This window comes from Leptolyngbya sp. Heron Island J (assembly GCF_000482245.1).
In the GTDB taxonomy this organism is placed as follows: Bacteria; Cyanobacteriota; Cyanobacteriia; order Phormidesmidales; family Phormidesmidaceae; genus Leptothoe.
In genome coordinates this window covers 32,735-51,838 of the sequence record NZ_AWNH01000090.1, presented here as the reverse complement: position 1 = coordinate 51,838, position 19,104 = coordinate 32,735, and the positions used below count along the sequence as shown (strand labels likewise).

The window sequence follows — 19,104 nt, the reverse complement described above, 5'->3', positions numbered from 1 at the left end:
GGCTCAATCGGCGTTTCAGGGAGTTAGACGAGCAATGTACTCAATAGACTACCCAGCAAGGCTTTCCCCCTTTTTCTGGCATTATGCACAAACTCAAAGAACCCCAAATATATCGGCAATTTCTCTTGTGAGATACCTCGATGAGGTCTCAACCATGACCGCAGCAATGACCAGAAGCCTTCCATCGTATTGACATGGACTTCACAGAAACCATCGCCATCGTCATCTCGGGCATATTCTCCGGCACTGTGGCAAACACTTTTGTGAGTATATCCCCAACTCTCTAGACGAGCATAGATATCATACTCGTCGGTATAGATGAGGGTGCCAGGTTTCACGATGGACTGAATGATTGGCTTAATAGTTTGTTGTTGAACATTTGACAGCATTTTAATCACCACCTCTCCGCCTCGCTGAATCATCCCGAAGATCGGCGGTTTCTCCGTTTCGAGCGTACCGTGCCCCCGAAACCCTTTGAGTTTCCGCCTGCGCCCCTTGCGCCCTTTTTTTTGACCTTCTCTGGCTGCCCCTTATGGCCTGCTGTCACATACACTTCATCAAACTCCACCGTCCCTGATAACTGGACTTCTGGTCGCTTGTCGGCCACCGCTTGACGTAATTCACTCGTCATCTGATGCACATCATCTTTGTGCAGACTCAACTCTTCGGCAATTTGTTGGTTCGAGACATTGAGTCCCATCAGATATAAGCACGCCATCCAGGTCTGTAACGGTTGATGACGACCCGCAAAGAGGGTGTCGGTTAAGTCATCAAAGTGACGACCACACTCCCCACAGATATAGCGTTGCCGCGCTGAATAGGTGTCATGCTTCCCTCGTTTAGTAATGCTTTTCGAGCCACAATCAATACAGCAAACGCCCTCAGGCCAACGCATTGTGCGAATAGTCTCGTAGCATTTGTCCTCATCGATTAACTTAGAAAGCGTTAGCATAGGTAGGCTGGCAGGAGGATTCATTCCATGACACTACCCTGCTCATCTTAAAGTTAGCAACCTCCCTGAAACAGCTATTGAGCCAAAATAAAATCTAATTGCATCCCTATTCCTAAGTGCTCAAATTTTGTCGTATATAGAAAAGCTAATTCCTAGACAAAAACTTATCAAAGTTACGATGTTGTTCAACCTAAAAAAATACTCTGTATCCGTAGCATAAATCTCCTCATAAGTTCCTCATAGGTTGCCCTCAAACTTAAAGGTGAGAGTAGTCGATCTGATGGCGTATGGCCTCAATGTCCGGCTGACACATTGAGGAAGCGGAGGGGTAGCAATGAAGACTCAAGCGTCTCAAAAAAACAGATTCCGACAAAAAATGAATGGTCCAGAACGTCGGTTTTTGGGAATGCCCAATGCCAATATTGTGATGGGAGCCAGAATCCGGGGCCAAGTAACTCCAAAACTGCTGCAGTCAGCAATTTTGAAGGCCAGACAGAAACATCCTCTGCTAGGAGTCCGTATTCATTTAGGCGATGACGCCACAGGATGGTTTGTCCAAACGAATGTACCAGAAGTCCCCATTGAAACTAAACCAAGAGCGACTGAAAAAGATTGGACCGAAGTAGCTGCAGACCAGCTGCAACAGCCTTTCTTCATTGCAACAGGTCCGTTGATTCGCATTATTTTACTGGAGTCGCCGGAGATTTCCGACTTGATTATTACGGCTCATCATAGTATCTGCGATGGTCGCTCATTGGTATACCTAATCCGTGACCTCATGACCTATTTAGGGCATCCTGCCTATGAACCTGAGCCTAAGCAGGTGATCCCTATAGCATCCCAAGAGTATTTACCACCCTCTATTTCTGTTAACTGGCTTCGCAAAATTATTATCAAAAGCATCAATCAAAAATGGCTACGTAAAGCGATTACCTTTAATGACGAAGATTACCAAAATCTGCACAATACTTTTTGGCAGAGACACCGTGCCTCTGTCTTACGATGGGACATGGCACCATCTCAAACAGCTATGCTAGTGGCTTGCTGCCAGCAGGAACAGGTTACCGTCAATAGTGCTCTCTACACTGCATTTCTGAAAGCTCAAAAACAGATCCAGGGCGATGCCCATGATTATTTTCACAACATTCTAGTGCCGGTTGATTTTAGAAATCGTCTGACAAAGCCAGTGGACGAAGCAGTTGGATTTTATGTCTCAGCAGTAAAATTTAAACTGAAAGCAGCTAAAGAGCGTCCCTTTTGGGAAATGGCTCGCATCATTGACAAAAAAACGAGACAGCAGCTAACTGACAAAAATATTTTTGCTGCACAGAAACTTAGCTTACTGACCCCATCATTTCTGGATGGCATGGTCTTTGCAAAACATGGCTACTTAGATGACAAGATGGCGGTTAGTTATGTCAAACGGACAGGTCTAGATAAATTGTTTGCTGGAATGACGATCAGCAATTTAGGTCGATTAAGTATTCCAGTTGATTATGGGGGCTTGCATTTAGATGCGCTTATGGGGCCTGCTGTTTATTCTGACATTATTGAAAAAGTATTGGAGGTGGTTACCGTCGGCGGCAACATGAATCTCACTCTGACCTATGGAGAAACCTTCATTGAGACCAGTACGATCATGCAGCTTAAAGATACCGCAATGAAATATCTAGAAGAGGCTGTCATTAAGGAGGCATCTAAATGAGCTATCAAGAAGTTCAGCGATTTAGCAGTCTGGGCTGGGTTTGGTTAGTGATTTTGCCAATCGCAGGTCTCATATGGTATTCGGCTTACCAACAGCTGATTGCTGGTCAGCCTGTGGGAACTCGATCTGCCCCTGATCTGATGCTGATAATCTATTGGTTCGCATTTGGTATTGCCATGCCGCTGCTGTTCCTAGGGGGAGGTATGCGGACAGAGGTTCGAGCCAATGGTTTGCATCTTCATGCTTTGCCCTTCCCGTTTTGTTCTAAATATATTGACTACAACGCAATTCAAACCTACGAAGCACGAAAATATCGTCCACTACGTGATTTTGATGGCTGGGGTATCCGGTTTGGGCTGGGGGGCAAAGCCTATACAGTCAGCGGTAATCAAGGGGTACAAATTGTCTTTAAAGATGGTCGACGCTTGCTTATAGGTTCGCAACACCCTGACCAACTAGTAGATGCAATAAATCGATACAAAACATAAATCACAATCTACAGGTACGGTTTAACTCATCATGCGACTATCCTCTTCGTCTTATACTAGAAGTATATTCAGTTAAATCCTTCTATCTGTTGACAGGACTGATTAAGGCTGGATGTTATGGCGAGCTTGCACAAAGCTGTTGTTTCTCAAGAGAATAATGTGAGTCCCTATGTAGTCACTATTCTGTAGAGCGCTTACCCATCACAAGGGGGGAAATAATGACCATGCTGTGGCTACCCCATTCCGCTAAAAAAATTGCTCAACTCGAATCCGGGTTTCTCCTCCCGGTGCGAGACACCGTACTATTGCCCGCCATTACTCTACCATTAGTGGCTGGACGTCCCCATTCCATTACTTCTGTGGAAACAGCCGTGGCCACAGAGAATAAGCAGCTGGTGATTGCAGCAATGCGTCCAGAATGTCTCAAGCGATTGGCGAAGACCCGTGACGCAGAAGCGGAAGCCAAGAATTTATCCGATCTATATTCTGTCGCTACCCTTGGTGCGGTGCGGCGGATGGCACGATTGCCCATCGGTCCGATTCAGTTGCTGGTTGAGGGATTAGAGCGTATACAGCTGGAGAAATTATGTGTCACCGATCAAGGATTTGAAGTTGAGTTTCGCAGGCTGCCGGCGTTGACAGTGGAGGCTGCTGTAGCAGCTGGGGGAGAGGCGGCAACCATCAATGCCCTGAATGATGCCATCAAGTCGCTTTGGGAAGAAACTGCAGCTGTTAACCCCAACTTTCCTGACGAATTGTTAGCTGTTTTAATCAACAATGACGATGCCGCTCAAATCGCTTATCAGTCAGTTATTTTGATGCAGCAGGATGTGCTGCAAATCCAGGCGGCATTGGCTGAAAATCATTTGGAGACTCTACTCAGACAGGTGCTAGGCGACTTACAAAAATATGTCGAGGAACAACGGCTGCGCAGTCAAATTTTAGGGGAAACCAAAAAGGAAATCGATGAGCAGCAACGAGAATTTTTCCTACGACAGCAATTAAAGAAAATTCAAGAGGAACTGGGGCAAGGTAGTCCTGACCAAGAAGAAATTGCTGACCTCCGCCAAACTCTGGAAGCAACTACTCTACCAGAAGTGGCTGAGAAACAAGTAAAGCGGGAGCTGGCTCGGCTTGAACGCATTGGTATTAGTTCTGCGGAAGGTGGGGTCATTCGCACCTATCTGGACTGGTTGCTAGAAATGCCGTGGCAGAAAATCGTTGAGGATAATTTAGATTTGCAAAATGCTAATACTGTTCTCGATGCAGATCATTATGGTCTAAAAAAAGTAAAAGAGCGCATTATTGAGCATTTAGCTACCTTTAAACTCAAACGTCAGCAACAGCCATCTGATACTGATGAATCCATTCAAGTACAGGCAGAACGCTATGCTATCGGCACGGTGGTTTGTTTTGTGGGACCGCCAGGGGTGGGTAAAACCAGCCTGGGTCGCTCAATTGCTCGGGCGTTGGGCCGTCCGTTTGAACGCATCAGTCTGGGCGGACTACGGGATGAAGCCGAGTTGCGAGGACACCGTCGTACCTATATCGGTGCGATGCCAGGCCGGATTATTCAGGCAATTCATCGGGCTGGTGTGAAGAACCCGGTGATCATGCTGGATGAGCTGGATAAGGTAGGGATGGATTATCGGGGAGACCCGGCGTCGGTATTGTTGGAAATTCTCGATCCACAGCAAAACTATTGCTTCCATGATTTGTATTTGGATGTGGATTTTGACCTGTCTCAGGTAATCTTTATTGGCACGGCCAATGATCTCTCGAAGGTGCCGCCGCCCTTATTGGACCGATTAGAGTTGGTAGAACTGTCAGGTTATGCCGATCGCGATAAGCTTGCGATCGCACAAACCTATCTACTTCCCCGGCAGCTAGAAAAAGCCGGTTTACCCAAGGATGCGATTATTTTGCCAGAAGTGACTCTACGCCTGGTGATTGATCACTATACCCGAGAAGCGGGTGTGCGCCATTTAGAGCAACAGCTGGGCAGTCTCTGTCGCAAAATTGCCGTGAAGTATGCGGCTGGGGAAACAATCTCGGTTCATATCCATCCTGAACAGTTGGAAACCTGGTTAGGTCCACCGCGCTATTTGCGAGATGAGCGACGACAGCGACCTCAACCAGGGGTGGCAACAGGTTTGGCCTGGACCCTGGCTGGAGGCGATGTGCTCTTTGTTGAAGCGGTGCTATTACCCCAGGGTAAAGAGTTGACTTTGACCGGACAGCTCGGTGATGTGATGGAAGAGTCGGTCCGCATCGCTCGCTCTTACATTTGGTCCCATGCCGAGGATTTAGGCATTGATCTAGCTCTATTAAAGGATAACGGAGTGCATCTGCATGTCCCTGCCGGAGCCATTCCCAAGGATGGTCCCTCAGCTGGGGTAACCATGCTAACGGCGATGGCTTCGCTATTGCTGCATCAGTCGGTACGCACGGATACGGCCATGACCGGGGAAATTGACCTCAGTGGTGATGTGTTGCCTGTGGGGGGCATTCGAGAGAAGGTATTGGCCGCTCACCGGGCTGGTATTCGTCGCGTCCTGTTGCCGCTGCAAAATGAAAAGGATCTGGTGGATGTGCCAGATCATGTGCGGCAGGAGATGGAATTTGTTAAGTGCGATCGCATCGAGCAAATCTTAGACAATGCATTAGTATCGGCTGCTCAAAAATGTGAGGATACTAACCATCGTCAGCAGTCAACGCTCAAATCAGAGCTCCTCTTGTAGGTAAAGTCGGTTAATAGAGTTGTTGTCCATTCAGGGATGGCTCCATGATATTAGGGGGGCGAGAATTTTTGTCAGTAGTATTTTCCCCTCCTGGAATAGCTGTAGCCCTCATAACATCCTCAAACTTCCTGCGTACTCTAAAGATGTTAGATACCGCTGGTTTCATCAGCCTGTTGTTGAAACCCCGATGGAGGATTGCAACCGATGACGACCACCCTATTGCACCAGCCCCCCGCTGCCACACTGGATGGCAATGAAGCCGTTGCCCGGGTGGCGTATGCGTTAAATGAAGTAATTGCGATTTATCCGATTACCCCGGCTTCACCGATGGGAGAATGGGCCGATGCCTGGGCGGCTGGCAAAAAGCCTAATCTGTGGGGTACAGTACCCACCATTATAGAAATGCAGAGTGAAGGGGGAGTGGCAGGAGCCATCCATGGTTCCTTGCAGACAGGGGCACTGACGACAACATTTACGGCCTCTCAGGGACTGCTGTTAATGTTGCCTAATCTATATAAGATTGCCGGGGAGCTAACACCCTGTGTGATTCATGTCGCGGCACGGTCGGTGGCGGCCCAGGCGCTGTCAATTTTTGGTGACCATAGCGATGTGATGGCGGCTCGCAGTACCGGGTTTGGCCTGCTGTGTTCGGCCTCAGTGCAGGAAGCTCAGGATATGGCTGCGATCGCAACCCTTGCCTCCCTTGCCAGCCGGGTTCCCTTTATTCACTTTTTCGATGGTTTCCGCACCTCCCATGAAATTCAAAAAATAGATACCCTTTCCGATGAGAGTTTGCGTTCTCTAATCGATAACGAACTGATTACCCAACATCGTCAACGGGCTCTGAGTCCGGACCATCCAGTGATTCGAGGGACAGCACAGAATCCCGATGTCTTCTTCCAGGCCCGAGAAGCCGTGAATCCCTACTATCCTCGCTGTGTGGATATTGTTGAGCAAGCCATGAACAGATTTGCCCAGCTCACAGGTCGACAATATCAGCCGTTTCAATATTATGGTGCTCCTGATGCAGAACGGGTGATGGTGCTAATGGGGTCTGGTTGTGAAACGGTTCAGGCAACGGTGGATGCCCTCAATGAGGTGGGAGAAAATGTCGGTGTGGTCAAGGTACGACTCTATCGTCCCTTTGATGCCCAAAAGTTTGTCGCAGTGCTACCCAAAACCGTCAAGGCAATCAGTGTGTTAGATCGGACAAAGGAACCAGGGAGTGTCGGGGAACCGCTGTATTTAGATGTGCTGACAGCCCTCCTAGAGGAGCGATTTACCACCATCGATAATGCATTGCCGATGATTGTAGGGGGACGATATGGCCTATCGTCTAAAGAATTTACCCCGGCCATGGTTAAGGCTGTTTTTGATAATCTTTTACTAGATGGATTTCAACATAATCAAAAAGAGCCCAAAAACCACTTTACCATTGGCATTGACGATGACATTACCTACAGCAGTTTGAACTACGATGAGACCTTTTCAATCGAGTCAGACCAAACTATCCGTGCCATTTTTTACGGTCTAGGTTCAGATGGAACAGTAGGCGCTAATAAAAATACGATCAAAATTATTGGTGAGGCCACAAACAACTGTGCTCAAGGTTACTTTGTTTACGATTCGAAAAAGTCGGGTTCGGTGACCATCTCTCACCTGCGTTTTGGCTCTGATGCGATCCATGCTCCTTACCTGATTAATCAGGCAAATTTTATTGCTTGCCACCAATGGATGCTCTTAGACCAGCTTGATATTTTAGGTCCAGCGATGCCAGGAGCCACATTGTTGTTAAATGCTCCCTATGCGCTCGACCAAATATGGAATCAGCTCCCTAAACGCATCCAGATCCAGATTCTGCAAAAACAGCTTGAGGTATATGCCATTAATGCTTATGATGTGGCCCGCGCTGTTGGTTTAGGCGGTCGGATTAATACGGTGATGCAGACGTGTTTCTTTGCTCTATCAAAGATTTTGCCTACCGCTGAAGCGGTTAAAGCCATTCGGGCATCGATTACCAAAACCTATGCCAAAAAAGGTGACTCAGTTGTATCGATGAACCTGGATGCGGTGGAGCAAACCCTGCAAAATCTGTATAAGATCCCTTTGCCAGAAGCAACGCAGAGCAGCCAACAGAGTAGCCAACAGAACAGTCAGGTTCCACCACTAAACTCTCCAGTACCCGATACAGCACCTGATTTTGTAAAAACTGTTCTTGGCAAGATGATGCAGCGCCAGGGGGATACCATTCCTGTGAGTGCGTTGCCCTGTGATGGCACCTATCCGACAGGCACGGCTCAGTGGGAGAAACGCAACATTGCTCAGGCGATTCCTGTGTGGGACCCGGATGTCTGTGTTCAATGTGGTAAGTGTGTGATGGCCTGTCCCCATGGCGTTATTCGTGGCAAAGTGTACCAACCTGAGGCATTAGATGGAGCCCCAGAGAACTTTCAGCACACCCCCGCTCGCGAGTGGTCAGGACAAGAATTTACCCTCCAGGTAGCGGCTGAAGATTGTACTGGGTGTGGTGTCTGTGTTGATGTCTGTCCGGCCAGGAATAAGTCGATTCCTCGACATAAGGCGATCAATATGACGCCTGTCTATCAGAAGGCCTCGGCCAATGGCACGCATAAGGTTGTTGATTTACGACAGCAGGAGAAACCTAATTGGGAGTTCTTTCTCAATCTGCCTGATCCCGATCGACAGCAACTCAATCTCCATAAGATTAGTCAACAGCAAATGCAGCAACCCTTGTTTGAATTTTCGGGTGCTTGCGCTGGCTGTGGTGAGACGCCCTATCTTAAACTGCTCACCCAGCTGTTTGGCGATCGCTTACTGGTAGCCAATGCCACCGGCTGTTCTTCTATCTATGGTGGCAACTTACCCACCACGCCCTGGAGCCATAATGCAGAGGGGCGTGGACCGGCCTGGTCCAACTCACTGTTTGAAGATAATGCGGAATTTGGCTTGGGGTTCCGGGTGTCGATTGATAAGCAGGCAGACTATGCCGCTCAACTTCTGCAGCAGGTCGATTCAGAGATGGTGGTGGAAGTTGGCTTTTCTCCGATGGAGCAACTGGCTCAGCAAATTTTGCAGGCATCGCAAAAAGATGAGGCGGATATTGCAGAGCAGCGGGAACGTGTCGGTCATCTCAAAGAAATTTTAGGGGAAATGATTGAGCAAGAGATTTCCTTAGAGCTGAAGGAGATGATCCAACGGCTGCTGCCTCTGACGGACTATCTTGTGAAAAAGAGTGTCTGGATTGTGGGGGGTGATGGCTGGGGCTATGATATTGGCTACGGTGGATTGGATCATGTGCTAAGTTGCGATCGCAACATTAATATCCTTGTTCTCGATACAGAAGTCTACTCCAATACTGGTGGTCAACAATCTAAGGCTACACCCAGAGCCGCTGTAGCCAAGTTTGCAGCCGGTGGTAAAACAACAGCGAAAAAAGATCTAGGTCTAATGGCTATGACCTATGGCCATGCCTACGTAGCCAGTGTAGCCATGGGGGCCCGCGATGAACACACCCTCAAAGCTTTTCTAGAAGCCGAGTCCTATGATGGCCCCTCTTTGATCATTGCCTATGCCCACTGCATTGCCCACGGTATCAACATGTCCACTGCCATGGGACATCAAAAATCAATAGTTGATTCCGGTCGCTGGCTGCTATACCGTTATGATCCACGTCGTCACTTGGCTGGTGAAAATCCTCTGATTGTTGATAGCCGTGCGCCGAAGCTACCGCTAGAACAGTCCATGTATGCCGAAAATCGTTTCAAAATGCTAGTTCACAGCCAGCCCCAGGTTGCCAAAGAATTGTTACAGCAGGCCCAACAAGACGTGCAAACCCGGTGGCACCTATATCAATATTTAGCTTCATTAGGAGAGGAAAAACCATGATTAACATTCGCGTCAATCCCCTTAGATGGAAACCCTTGAAATGGTGGCTATTGGCTTTAATCGCTCTACTGTGGGCTCTGTGGGTCAGCCAGGAACCAAATTTACTCAGCCCCGTATATGTGCTTTGACGTCCTAATACTCTGTGTTTCCTATAGTCTCATCAATGATTCACACTATGGACATCTCCACCACCTACCTTGGTCTGCCCCTGCGTTCTCCCCTAGTAGTCGGTGCCTGTGGCCCCCTTACCGAAAATCTCAGCAATCTTCGCCAGATAGAAGATGCTGGCGCAGGGGCGATTGTGCTGCATTCTCTATTTGAAGAACAATTACATAAAGATCGCTTTGAACTCGACTACTATCTGACCCAGGGAACCGAGAGCTATGGAGAGGCGCTGACCTACTTTCCCCAGCGGCCTCTGTTTCATGTCAGCGCTGAAGCCTATTTAGAACACATTCAAACCGCTAAACAACAATTAGATATTCCCATTATTGCCAGTCTCAACGGTACGACCACTGATGGTTGGGCCGACTATGCCAAGCAAATTGAGTCTGCTGGAGCTGATGCGTTAGAACTCAATTTCTATGCTGTGCCAACAGATGTCAGTATGACAGCCGCCCAAATTGAACAGGCGTATTTAGACATCGTGCATTCGGTCACCCATAGCGTTGATCTACCGATTGCGGTCAAACTAAGCCCCTACTTTACAAATTTGGCCAACTTTGTCCATAGTCTCTCCCAGGCCGGAATCAATGGTCTGGTGCTGTTTAATCGTTTCTATCAGCCTGACATTGATATCGACACCCTGGAAGTCTATCCCCATGTGTTGCTCAGTACCTCTCAAGACTTACGGTTACCCTTACGGTGGATTGCCATTCTCTATGGCACCATTCCGGTAGATTTTGCCGCAACGGGGGGTATTCACCATGCTGAAGATGTGATCAAACTGTTGATGGCAGGGGCTGATGTAACCATGATGGTAAGCGCACTGTTGAATCATGGGATTGATCATCTACGCACCGTTGACCAGGAGCTACGCAAGTGGTTACAGGACCATGAGTATAGTTCCCTCAGTCAGCTAAAGGGCAGTATGAGCCAGATTAACTGTCCTGACCCCAGTGCCTTTGAGCGAGCACAGTATATCAAATCGTTACAGAGCTATCGACCTCAACAACTATCCATTCATCTGGCTCCATAATTGATTTTACTCTTTTATATTTTTCTCAACTGTGACTAAAAGAATTGGTATTCTCACGAGTGGTGGTGATTGTCCTGGACTCAACGCTGTGATTCGCTCTGTAGTTAAAAGTGCAACCAGACGCGGCTGGCAGGTTTACGGTATTCCCTACGGCACCCAAGGTCTAATCAATTTAGAGCAAGGCCGCTGTACTATTGAAGATTTTCAGCTGCGAGACCATGGGTTTGATATTCCAGGTCTACTGCGTGGTGTGGATATTCTCCAGTTTCTCAGTGGCAGTATTCTCGGTGCTCTAAATAAAGGCAATCCCAGCGACCCTGACAATGCTCGTGAGATTTTAGAGGGCTATCGTTTGTTAGGCTTAGATGCCTTGATCGCTCTTGGCGGTGATGGCAGCCTGGATATTATTTCTGACTTGGCTCAGCGAGGACATTGGAACTGGATTGCCATCCCCAAAACCATTGATAATGATATTCCATTTACTGAACAAGCACTGGGGTTTGACACCGCCGTTGATACTATTACCCGTGCACTTTACGATCTTACGTTTACGGCTGCTAGTCATAGCCGCATTATTGTGGCTCAGGTGATGGGGCGCGATGCCGGTCATTTGGCACTCCGCTCTGGTATTGCCGGGGGAGCTGATGTGATTTTGATCCCAGAATTAACCCCACAAATTACTGAAAACGTATTGGATGGCATCTGCCAACAGTTAGTACAGCTGCGGCAGGTTGACCGGCAGTTTGCTCTAGTGGTGGTAGCAGAAGGGGTGCATAATCATTTAGGTGCGAAAGAAAAATACATCGGTGATACCCTGGCACAACAGATTCAAGCCCATGCCCAGCGCCTCTGTCAGGCCAAATCACCCACAGCGTTAATCAACGTTTGCCATTTACAGGATGTGGAAACCCGAGCAACAACCCTGGGGCATATTCAGCGCAGCAGTGTCCCGTCATCCTTAGATCGATTAATTGCCGCCGCCTTTGGTTGTAAGGCAGTAGATTTAATTGCAGATGAACAGTATCAGCAGATGGTCATTTGGTCCCATGGGCAGGCGGACAGTAAGCCCCTCGATCAGGTAATACCTTTTATCAAACAACAACATCAAGCAGCTGTTTGTCCCAGCCCAGTCACCTTGGGCGATCCTTGGGTGAAAACAGCACAGGATCTGGGTATTTATATCGGTGAGCCCGTTCGGCTAGCTGAGACCATGATGGTGACAGAGCAACGTAACCGCTAACGTGACCGATGAAATATGTCAGTGAATACCGAGATGAGGCTGTGGTTCAAGACTATGTCGCAGAGATTTCTGCCCTAGTTACTCGTCCCTGGTCTCTGATGGAAATCTGTGGCGGTCAAACCCATACCATCATCAAATATGGGCTTGATCAGCTGCTGCCCCCAAGCATCACCTTAATTCATGGTCCTGGCTGCCCGGTCTGTGTGACCGATATGACTATTATCGATCAGGCACTTACCCTGGCAGCCCAGCCCGAGATTATCTTTTGCTCCTATGGTGACATGCTGCGAGTACCCGGCACGTCAACGGATTTATTGGCTGTCAAAGCCCAGGGCGGAGATGTACGCATGGTGTACTCTCCGCTAGATGCGCTAACGTTAGCCCGTAAGCATCCAGACCGACAGGTGGTATTTTTTGCCGTGGGGTTTGAGACCACAGCGCCAGCCACGGCCATGGCCGTCTATCAGGCCCACCAGCAGCAGGTTAACAACTTTTCGGTGTTGCTCGCCCATGTATTGGTACCCCCTGCCATGGAGGCGATTTTGTCATCACCTGATTGTCAGGTCCAGGCGTTTTTAGCCGCAGGTCATGTGTGTACGGTGACAGGATATGCAGGATATCATCAGATTGCAGCAAGATATCACACTCCCATTGTGGTGACTGGGTTTGAGCCGGTTGATATTTTGCAGGGGGTGTATCTGTGCCTGAAGCAGCTAGAAACCGGCCATGCACAGGTGGAAAATCAATATGGCCGATCTGTTCAACCTCAAGGGAATCTACCAGCACAGCAGCTGATGAACGAAGTCTTTCAGATTATGCCTCGGGTATGGCGAGGTCTAGGTACTCTCGCCCAAAGTGGTTTGGGGTTACGGAAACCTTACGCTGACCTTGATGCCCAATTACGGTTTGCCGATCGGCTACCCAATCTCCCACTCCTCCACGCCCTTACTCCCTCTAACAATACCTGCATCAGTGGCCTCATCCTACAGGGGCTAAAAAAGCCCCATGAGTGTCCTGCTTTTGGGACGCAGTGCTGCCCAGAACATCCCCTCGGTGCACCGATGGTTTCTTCCGAGGGAGCCTGTGCTGCCTATCATCGCTATCGTGCGGTTGCATTCAATTGATATTGGCCACTGTAGGCTCATAAGTTTCTCAACTTCGTTATCTAGTTATCGTTGGATGAGAGACTACAGTAAAGATAAGCGACGAATTCAACTCTCCACTTAAAGCTGCACCTCACAACCTCAATCTCAATGTGGACCGAAGCATTATGAATCAGCACAGATTAAACTCTGGCAAGTTCCTACATTTAACCACTCCTCTAAAACATCATGGGGAATCAAGATATTGACGTCATCTCTTGTCTTAGTGGATAGCTGTAGTTTTAGGGAGTGCGTATCCTGAAGGTATGGCAGTAGTGGACGGATATCGTACTGGGCAATATTTGAGGCTGGTAAGTCACCGATAAAATGTTGCCGAGTCAGGTTGGAGGCACTTAATTCTTCTCCTGAATTGGTCTTGACTATCAAAGGTTGAGTTGCATCAAGATGGATGCTATCGGTCTGGGTTGTTAACCACAAATAAACTCCTGCTCTAGGCTGTTCCATGGGTTTTAGTGCTGTGATCTCCCAACTATTGCCCATCGTATCGGTGAGCGTCTGTTGTGATTGATAAACCCATTGATCGGCTTCTTTCAAAAACTGTACTTTTGCTAAAGCTACAGGCGCAGACCATAGGAGTACAAGCAAGAGGGTGAGGCCTAGCATGACTACTAGCTTCATGACAGTTTGAGTAAAGCTATGATGGTCTGAGCTGATAGGGTGTTTCATACTGTCGATCTCCTCGTGAGTTATTCGATAGTGCCTGTAGCCGCTGATGTCCTGGGTTTAGCCAGGATTGCAGACCCGTAGATGGCTGAATCTCTAATAACAGTGTTTTTAGCGTATCACCCTCTAGAGTTTCTGTTTCTAGAAGCTGCTGAGCCATGCGTTCTAAAACATCTTGATTTCTTACCAGCAGCTCTAGAGCCCTTTGATAAGCCTGATCAATCAATTCTTTAATTTCTCGATCAATTGTTTCTGAGAGGTGAGGGCTAATAGGACGACGTGGTTGTGAGAGTCCTTCTAAAAACTGAGCCTGAGGACGTTCTATGGCTACAGGTCCCAGAATTTTACTCATACCATAGAGGGTGATGCAGCGTTCTGCTAAGTCAGTTGCTTTTTGAATATCATCACTAGCTCCTGTCGAAACCCGGTCAAAAATCAGTTCTTCAGCAGCCCGTCCCCCTAGCAACGTCATCAGGCGACCCCGAATCTCATCTTCCATCATCAAAAAACGATCATCTTCTGGCAGCTGCAGAGTGTAGCCTAGCGCCGCTACTCCTCTAGGAACGATAGAGATTTTTTCTACCTTACCGGAGCCTGGCATCAATGTCCCGATAATTGCATGTCCGACTTCGTGGTAGGCGACTGTGCGTTTTTCCAAGTCACTGAGGATGCGTGACTTCTTCTCTAACCCTGTTAACAGTCGTTCAATGGCTTCATTAAAATCTGCCATTGTCACCGCCTCTCGATTTTTTCGAGCCGCCAGTAGGGCGGCCTCATTAATTAAGTTGGCCAAATCAGCCCCAGCAAATCCAGGAGTGCGGGCAGCTAGCTTCGATAAGGTTACATCATCCGCTAAATGCACCGACTTAGCATGGACTTCCAAAATAGCTTCCCGTCCTTTTTTGTCGGGTCGATCCACCACCACACGTCGGTCGAAGCGGCCAGCTCTCAGTAGCGCCGGGTCTAATACTTCTGGACGGTTGGTTGCTGCCAGTAAAATCACCCCAGCATTGGGCTCAAACCCGTCCATCTCTGCCAAAAGCTGGTTGAGGGTTTGCTCTCGTTCATCATTACTAGCAAAGGGATTATTAGCGGTTCGTGATTTGCCTAACGCATCCAGCTCATCAATGAAAACGATACAAGGGGCCTGTTTTTTAGCCTGATCAAAGAGATCTCGTACCCGTGAAGCACCCACCCCCACAAACATTTCAATAAACTCTGAGGCTGAAATACTAAAGAAGGGGACATTGGCTTCTCCTGCAATAGCGCGTGCCAATAGAGTTTTACCCGTACCCGGTGGACCGACTAACAAAACACCCTTAGGAATTTTGGCTCCCAGTCGCGTATATTTCTTCGAATCTTTGAGAAAGCCGACAATTTCCTGTAGCTCTTCCTTCGCTTCATCCACGCCAGCTACATCGTCAAACGTGACCTGGCTACTACCCTGGGCGTAAATTCGAGCTTTACTCTTGCCTACATTGAGGGCTGCCGGGCCTTCTTGCATCCGGTTGGCAAAGGCTCCCCACAGTATCCACAACATTAATAGAGGGAATAACAAACCCCAGATGCCGCCAAACCAGTTACCTCCATTGGTGGGTAGGGCTGTAATTTCAACGTCGTGGTTGCGTAGAATACGAGACAAATCGGGGTCAGCGGGCAAAGGTGTCGTAATGGAGGTTTCTGGTGCCGCTGGTGCTTCGTCTGCTGTTTGCTCAGCAGAGGTTTTGAGGGTGTATGCAATCTGATGTTCGCTGACTTCTACGGTTGCGACTTCGCCACTTTCAACCTGGGTGAGAAATTCACTGTAGGGCACCTCTTTAGGACGTTGTGGCATCCGGGTAACTGTGAACATCATGATCAGTAGCCAAACCAGCAGCCATCCCAGGTTGATCAGGCTAGGCCGAAAATCGCTGGGTTTGTCTGGTGATGGGTTCACCGGAGGAGAAGGAGTACGTTTTTGCATGAGCAAGCCATGGTATCTACACGTTTGCTAGCGTAGCCACAATGCCCAGTGGCATCCGTTGCATGTCTCTAGTGTAAACAGGCGATTTGAGGAACTTATGAGCATGGGATGGATGGATTTAATGGCTATTGGACAATGGCGGCAAGAGGTCACATTTTATAAAATGGCTGCTGATTGCTTGTGGGAATTGTTACTTTGTAGGTGAGAGAAATAGGTATGATATTAGGCGTGAGTTTTCTCCGTGGCAATAGCACTTTGATGGAGGTTCTATGTTTTCTAAGATTCTTGCGCCGATCCAAACACCGATGACGGATCAGATGGTGTTTGATCGGGCTTTGACTCTGGCTCAACAAAATCAAGCTGGCCTCATGTTATTGCATGTGATCTCTCCCGAGATGAAAGGCACGCCAGCATTACCGAATCCAACCCTATATCGGTATCCAGTGATTACAGATGAGCTGATGCAAGGCTATCGGCAACGATGGGAAGAGTTTGAAAATCAAGGATTAGAGATGCTGAAGTCTCTGGCTGAAAAGGCGCAAGCTGCCGGAGTAGAGGTAGAATTTTCACAAAATATTGGTAATACTGGTCACGTTATCTGCGATATGGCCAAGACTTGGCAAGCTGACTTGATCGTTATTCGTCAGCCCGATCGTTCCAAACTAGATGAATTATTCTTAGGCAGTATCAGCAACTATGTTTTACACCATGCCATCTGTCCGGTGTTGGCGATTCCTGCTGAATGAGGCTGAGGCTATAGTTCTGCCACAGTTCTAATTGGCTGCAACCGTCTCCATGTGGTCAACCTGGCGACGTTGAGGATGCATGCCCACATGATCGATAGTGCGATCGCATAATCTCAAGGATATCTAGATATATATTCAACTGATTTTGGGCTGTTGAGCTAGGAGCCAGTTTTCCATCAGAAAAATAGCCACTAACAAGACCATCTGAAGCACCACGGGAGAGACTCCAATCATAATCATCACGCAGGCCGTAGCCGTGAGGCCTGCAGAGATAACTTCAAATTGCTTATCCGCTGTTAGAAAAACTCTGACAGTCACGAGAAGTATGGCAACGGCGGTAAAGAATGCAGACCACATACTAACTTCCTCCTACATCTTGCTAGAGGATGAAGAGAACCTAGCGGATGAAACTAAATTCCCACTTAGAGCATAAAAAAATATCCTGAGGAACTCCTGAGGAACCAAAGAATTGGCCTATATTCTAGCGAGCAGCTCCGGGCCGATCATTAAGTTAAATCAAGATAGTGTTATGCAATCTGCTGTTACCTGTCCTATTCCCTTCCAGCAATACCCTCAGGTGCTTCTGGCCCATGGAGGGGGAGGACGTCTCATGCACCAACTAATTGAAGATATGCTGCTGGCTACATTTCAGCCTGAGCCAGACTGGCAGCATGATGCCGCTAGTCTAACTATGGCTGGTAACCGGCTAGCATTTACTACTGATTCCTATGTGGTGACACCGCTGTTTTTTCCAGGGGGAAATATTGGTTCCCTCGCGATTCATGGCACGGTTAATGATCTGGCCATGGCTGGAGCCAGACCCTGCTATCTCAGCCTCAGTTTTATTTTAGAAGAGGGCCTACCGATGGAGACCCTATGGCAAGTAGTCCAGTCAATTCAGACAGCTGCTCAACAATCCCATGTGAAGATTGTTACTGGCGATACAAAGGTAGTTGATCGAGGTAAAGGAGATGGCATATTTATTAATACCTCAGGCATTGGCGTATTGGAACACAGGGGTTTTATCGGCCCCCGCTCTGTCCAAGTAGGCGATGCGGTGATTCTCAGTGGAGATATTGGCCGCCATGGGATTGCTATTTTATCTGCTCGCGAAGGTCTGACGTTTGAAACCACGATTGAGAGTGATTCTGCTCCTCTAGTAGACCCTGTGCTTGAGTTACTGCAGCGTTGGCCAGTCCATTGTTTACGAGATCTAACCCGTGGAGGGTTGGCTAGTGCTTTGAATGAAATTGCATTGGCCGCTCGTCTGACTATTGAGCTAGAGAGTGCAGCGATTCCTGTGGAAGGACAAGTCCAAGGCGCTTGTGAAATTTTGGGGCTTGATCCACTGTATATCGCCAATGAAGGCCGCTTTGTTGCGTTTGTACCAGCAAGTGCAGCGTCAGACGTGCTGGACTGTTTACAACAGCACCATGCGCAAGCTCAAATCATTGGTCACGTTGTGGATGACCAAAGGGCGTTGGTCATGATAAAAAATGCTCTTAGCTCCCAGCGCATTCTTGATTTTCTGAGCGGTGAACAACTGCCCCGCATTTGCTGATCAGTTCGCGATCGCCTTCGGGACCGGGCAATCAGATTCTGCAGTCTACTAAAGGGGTAGGTACTTCACCAGTGCTCGTATAGAGTGTAAGTCATAGACGATTTTATTGTTTTACTTAACAATCACCAACTAAAACCCGTATTGAATCAAGGAGTAAACCATGACTCAAGGGCTTAATCCCGATCAGTCCTATACTTTCAGTAAAATCTTTGACCTCAAGATTCCGGCTGATGAATTTGCAATTGAGCTGGGTTATACCCTGAGTCGCCAGCGCTTAGCCTTACCCCGTTTTCAAGGAGAACTAGACCGTATTCAAGAACTCCATGCCCGTATCGAAGAGATACTGCCATATGTAGACTTAGCCAGCGAAACCTCAAGACGTGAGGTTCTAATCTCGCGAGTAGTATCAGAGCTAGTCCACTACACCAAAGCCCAATTACGGATTGAATACCCCATTAAGGTCAGCACTCAGCTGCAGGGGTATTTAGACTACCTGCTGAGAACCCAAACAGAACTGCTGGTTATTGAAGCCAAACGCCAGGACTTAGATTACGGGTTTACCCAGCTCATTGCTGAGATGGCTGCCTTAGACCAGTGGGATAAAACCCCTGAGCAGACTATGTTGTTAGGTGGCATCACAACAGGAACCGTCTGGCAATTTGCTTGGTTAGATCGCAACACCAAACACTTTAAACAAGGTCTAGACAGCTATCGTGTCCCTGAAGACCTAGACGATCTCATGCGTATCCTCGTAGCAGCTCTTACCTGATCAACTGTC

At 48.1% G+C, this 19,104-nt stretch carries 14 protein-coding genes and 1 pseudogene; 11 read left to right on the top strand and 4 right to left on the bottom strand.

The genetic code is table 11. From position 1 onward, the window contains the following. Positions 1 to 23: 23 nt before the first annotated feature. A pseudogene (locus tag N836_RS78265) lies at positions 24 to 952 on the bottom strand (IS1595 family transposase). A 334-nt stretch (positions 953 to 1,286) separates the two neighbouring features. Between N836_RS78265 and N836_RS63930 the strand changes: the two are divergent. From N836_RS63930 to hypD, 8 genes are all read left to right on the top strand, one after another. Next, entirely contained in the window at positions 1,287 to 2,657 is a 1,371-nt protein-coding gene (locus N836_RS63930) for a condensation domain-containing protein (RefSeq protein ID WP_081716960.1), read from the top strand. After that, positions 2,654 to 3,145 carry a DUF6141 family protein gene (locus tag N836_RS63925; protein WP_023075307.1) on the top strand — a complete coding sequence of 164 codons (492 nt, stop codon included), beginning with the start codon at positions 2,654 to 2,656 and terminating at the stop codon, positions 3,143 to 3,145. Before N836_RS63930 ends, N836_RS63925 begins: the two co-directional genes overlap by 4 nt. Positions 3,146 to 3,363: 218 nt before the next feature. After that, positions 3,364 to 5,886: an endopeptidase La gene (lon, locus tag N836_RS63920; protein ID WP_023075306.1), complete on the top strand. Its 2,523-nt coding sequence runs from the start codon at positions 3,364 to 3,366 to the stop codon at positions 5,884 to 5,886. Positions 5,887 to 6,090: 204 nt separating this feature from the next. Then, entirely contained in the window at positions 6,091 to 9,792 is a 3,702-nt protein-coding gene (gene nifJ, locus N836_RS63915) for a pyruvate:ferredoxin (flavodoxin) oxidoreductase (protein ID WP_023075305.1), read from the top strand. Next, positions 9,789 to 9,920, top strand: a complete 132-nt coding sequence (locus tag N836_RS77950) for a hypothetical protein (RefSeq protein WP_268744328.1) — start codon at positions 9,789 to 9,791, stop codon at positions 9,918 to 9,920. The genes nifJ and N836_RS77950 overlap by 4 nt, the downstream gene beginning before the upstream one ends. 47 nt (positions 9,921 to 9,967) lie before the next feature. Continuing rightward, on the top strand, positions 9,968 to 10,990 hold the full coding sequence (locus N836_RS63910; RefSeq protein WP_023075303.1) for a dihydroorotate dehydrogenase-like protein: 1,023 nt from the start codon (positions 9,968 to 9,970) through the stop codon (positions 10,988 to 10,990). Positions 10,991 to 11,021: 31 nt separating this feature from the next. Continuing rightward, entirely contained in the window at positions 11,022 to 12,230 is a 1,209-nt protein-coding gene (locus N836_RS63905; RefSeq protein WP_023075302.1) for an ATP-dependent 6-phosphofructokinase, read from the top strand. An 8-nt stretch (positions 12,231 to 12,238) separates the two neighbouring features. Continuing rightward, positions 12,239 to 13,354, top strand: a complete 1,116-nt coding sequence (gene hypD / locus N836_RS63900; RefSeq protein WP_023075301.1) for a hydrogenase formation protein HypD — start codon at positions 12,239 to 12,241, stop codon at positions 13,352 to 13,354. Between the two features lie 144 nt (positions 13,355 to 13,498). On the opposite strand, the gene N836_RS63895 is transcribed toward hypD, so the two are convergent. Together N836_RS63895 and ftsH are read right to left on the bottom strand one after the other, a co-directional pair. Next, positions 13,499 to 14,059 (bottom strand): DUF3122 domain-containing protein, encoded by a 561-nt coding sequence (locus N836_RS63895; protein ID WP_081716959.1) that lies wholly within the window; start codon positions 14,057 to 14,059, stop codon positions 13,499 to 13,501. After that, on the bottom strand, positions 14,028 to 16,019 hold the full coding sequence (gene ftsH / locus N836_RS63890) for an ATP-dependent zinc metalloprotease FtsH (protein WP_023075299.1): 1,992 nt from the start codon (positions 16,017 to 16,019) through the stop codon (positions 14,028 to 14,030). Before ftsH ends, N836_RS63895 begins: the two co-directional genes overlap by 32 nt. Before the next feature lie 269 nt (positions 16,020 to 16,288). On the opposite strand from ftsH, the gene N836_RS63885 reads away from it, so the two are divergent. Next, on the top strand, positions 16,289 to 16,765 hold the full coding sequence (locus tag N836_RS63885) for a universal stress protein (RefSeq protein WP_023075298.1): 477 nt from the start codon (positions 16,289 to 16,291) through the stop codon (positions 16,763 to 16,765). Positions 16,766 to 16,900: 135 nt separating this feature from the next. On the opposite strand, the gene N836_RS63880 is transcribed toward N836_RS63885, so the two are convergent. After that, entirely contained in the window at positions 16,901 to 17,122 is a 222-nt protein-coding gene (locus tag N836_RS63880) for a hypothetical protein (RefSeq protein ID WP_023075297.1), read from the bottom strand. Positions 17,123 to 17,294: 172 nt separating this feature from the next. On the opposite strand from N836_RS63880, the gene hypE reads away from it, so the two are divergent. Together hypE and N836_RS63870 are read left to right on the top strand one after the other, a co-directional pair. Beyond that, positions 17,295 to 18,326, top strand: a complete 1,032-nt coding sequence (gene hypE / locus N836_RS63875) for a hydrogenase expression/formation protein HypE (protein WP_023075296.1) — start codon at positions 17,295 to 17,297, stop codon at positions 18,324 to 18,326. A gap of 160 nt (positions 18,327 to 18,486) precedes the next feature. Next, entirely contained in the window at positions 18,487 to 19,095 is a 609-nt protein-coding gene (locus N836_RS63870; RefSeq protein ID WP_023075295.1) for a hypothetical protein, read from the top strand. Positions 19,096 to 19,104: the final 9 nt, after the last annotated feature.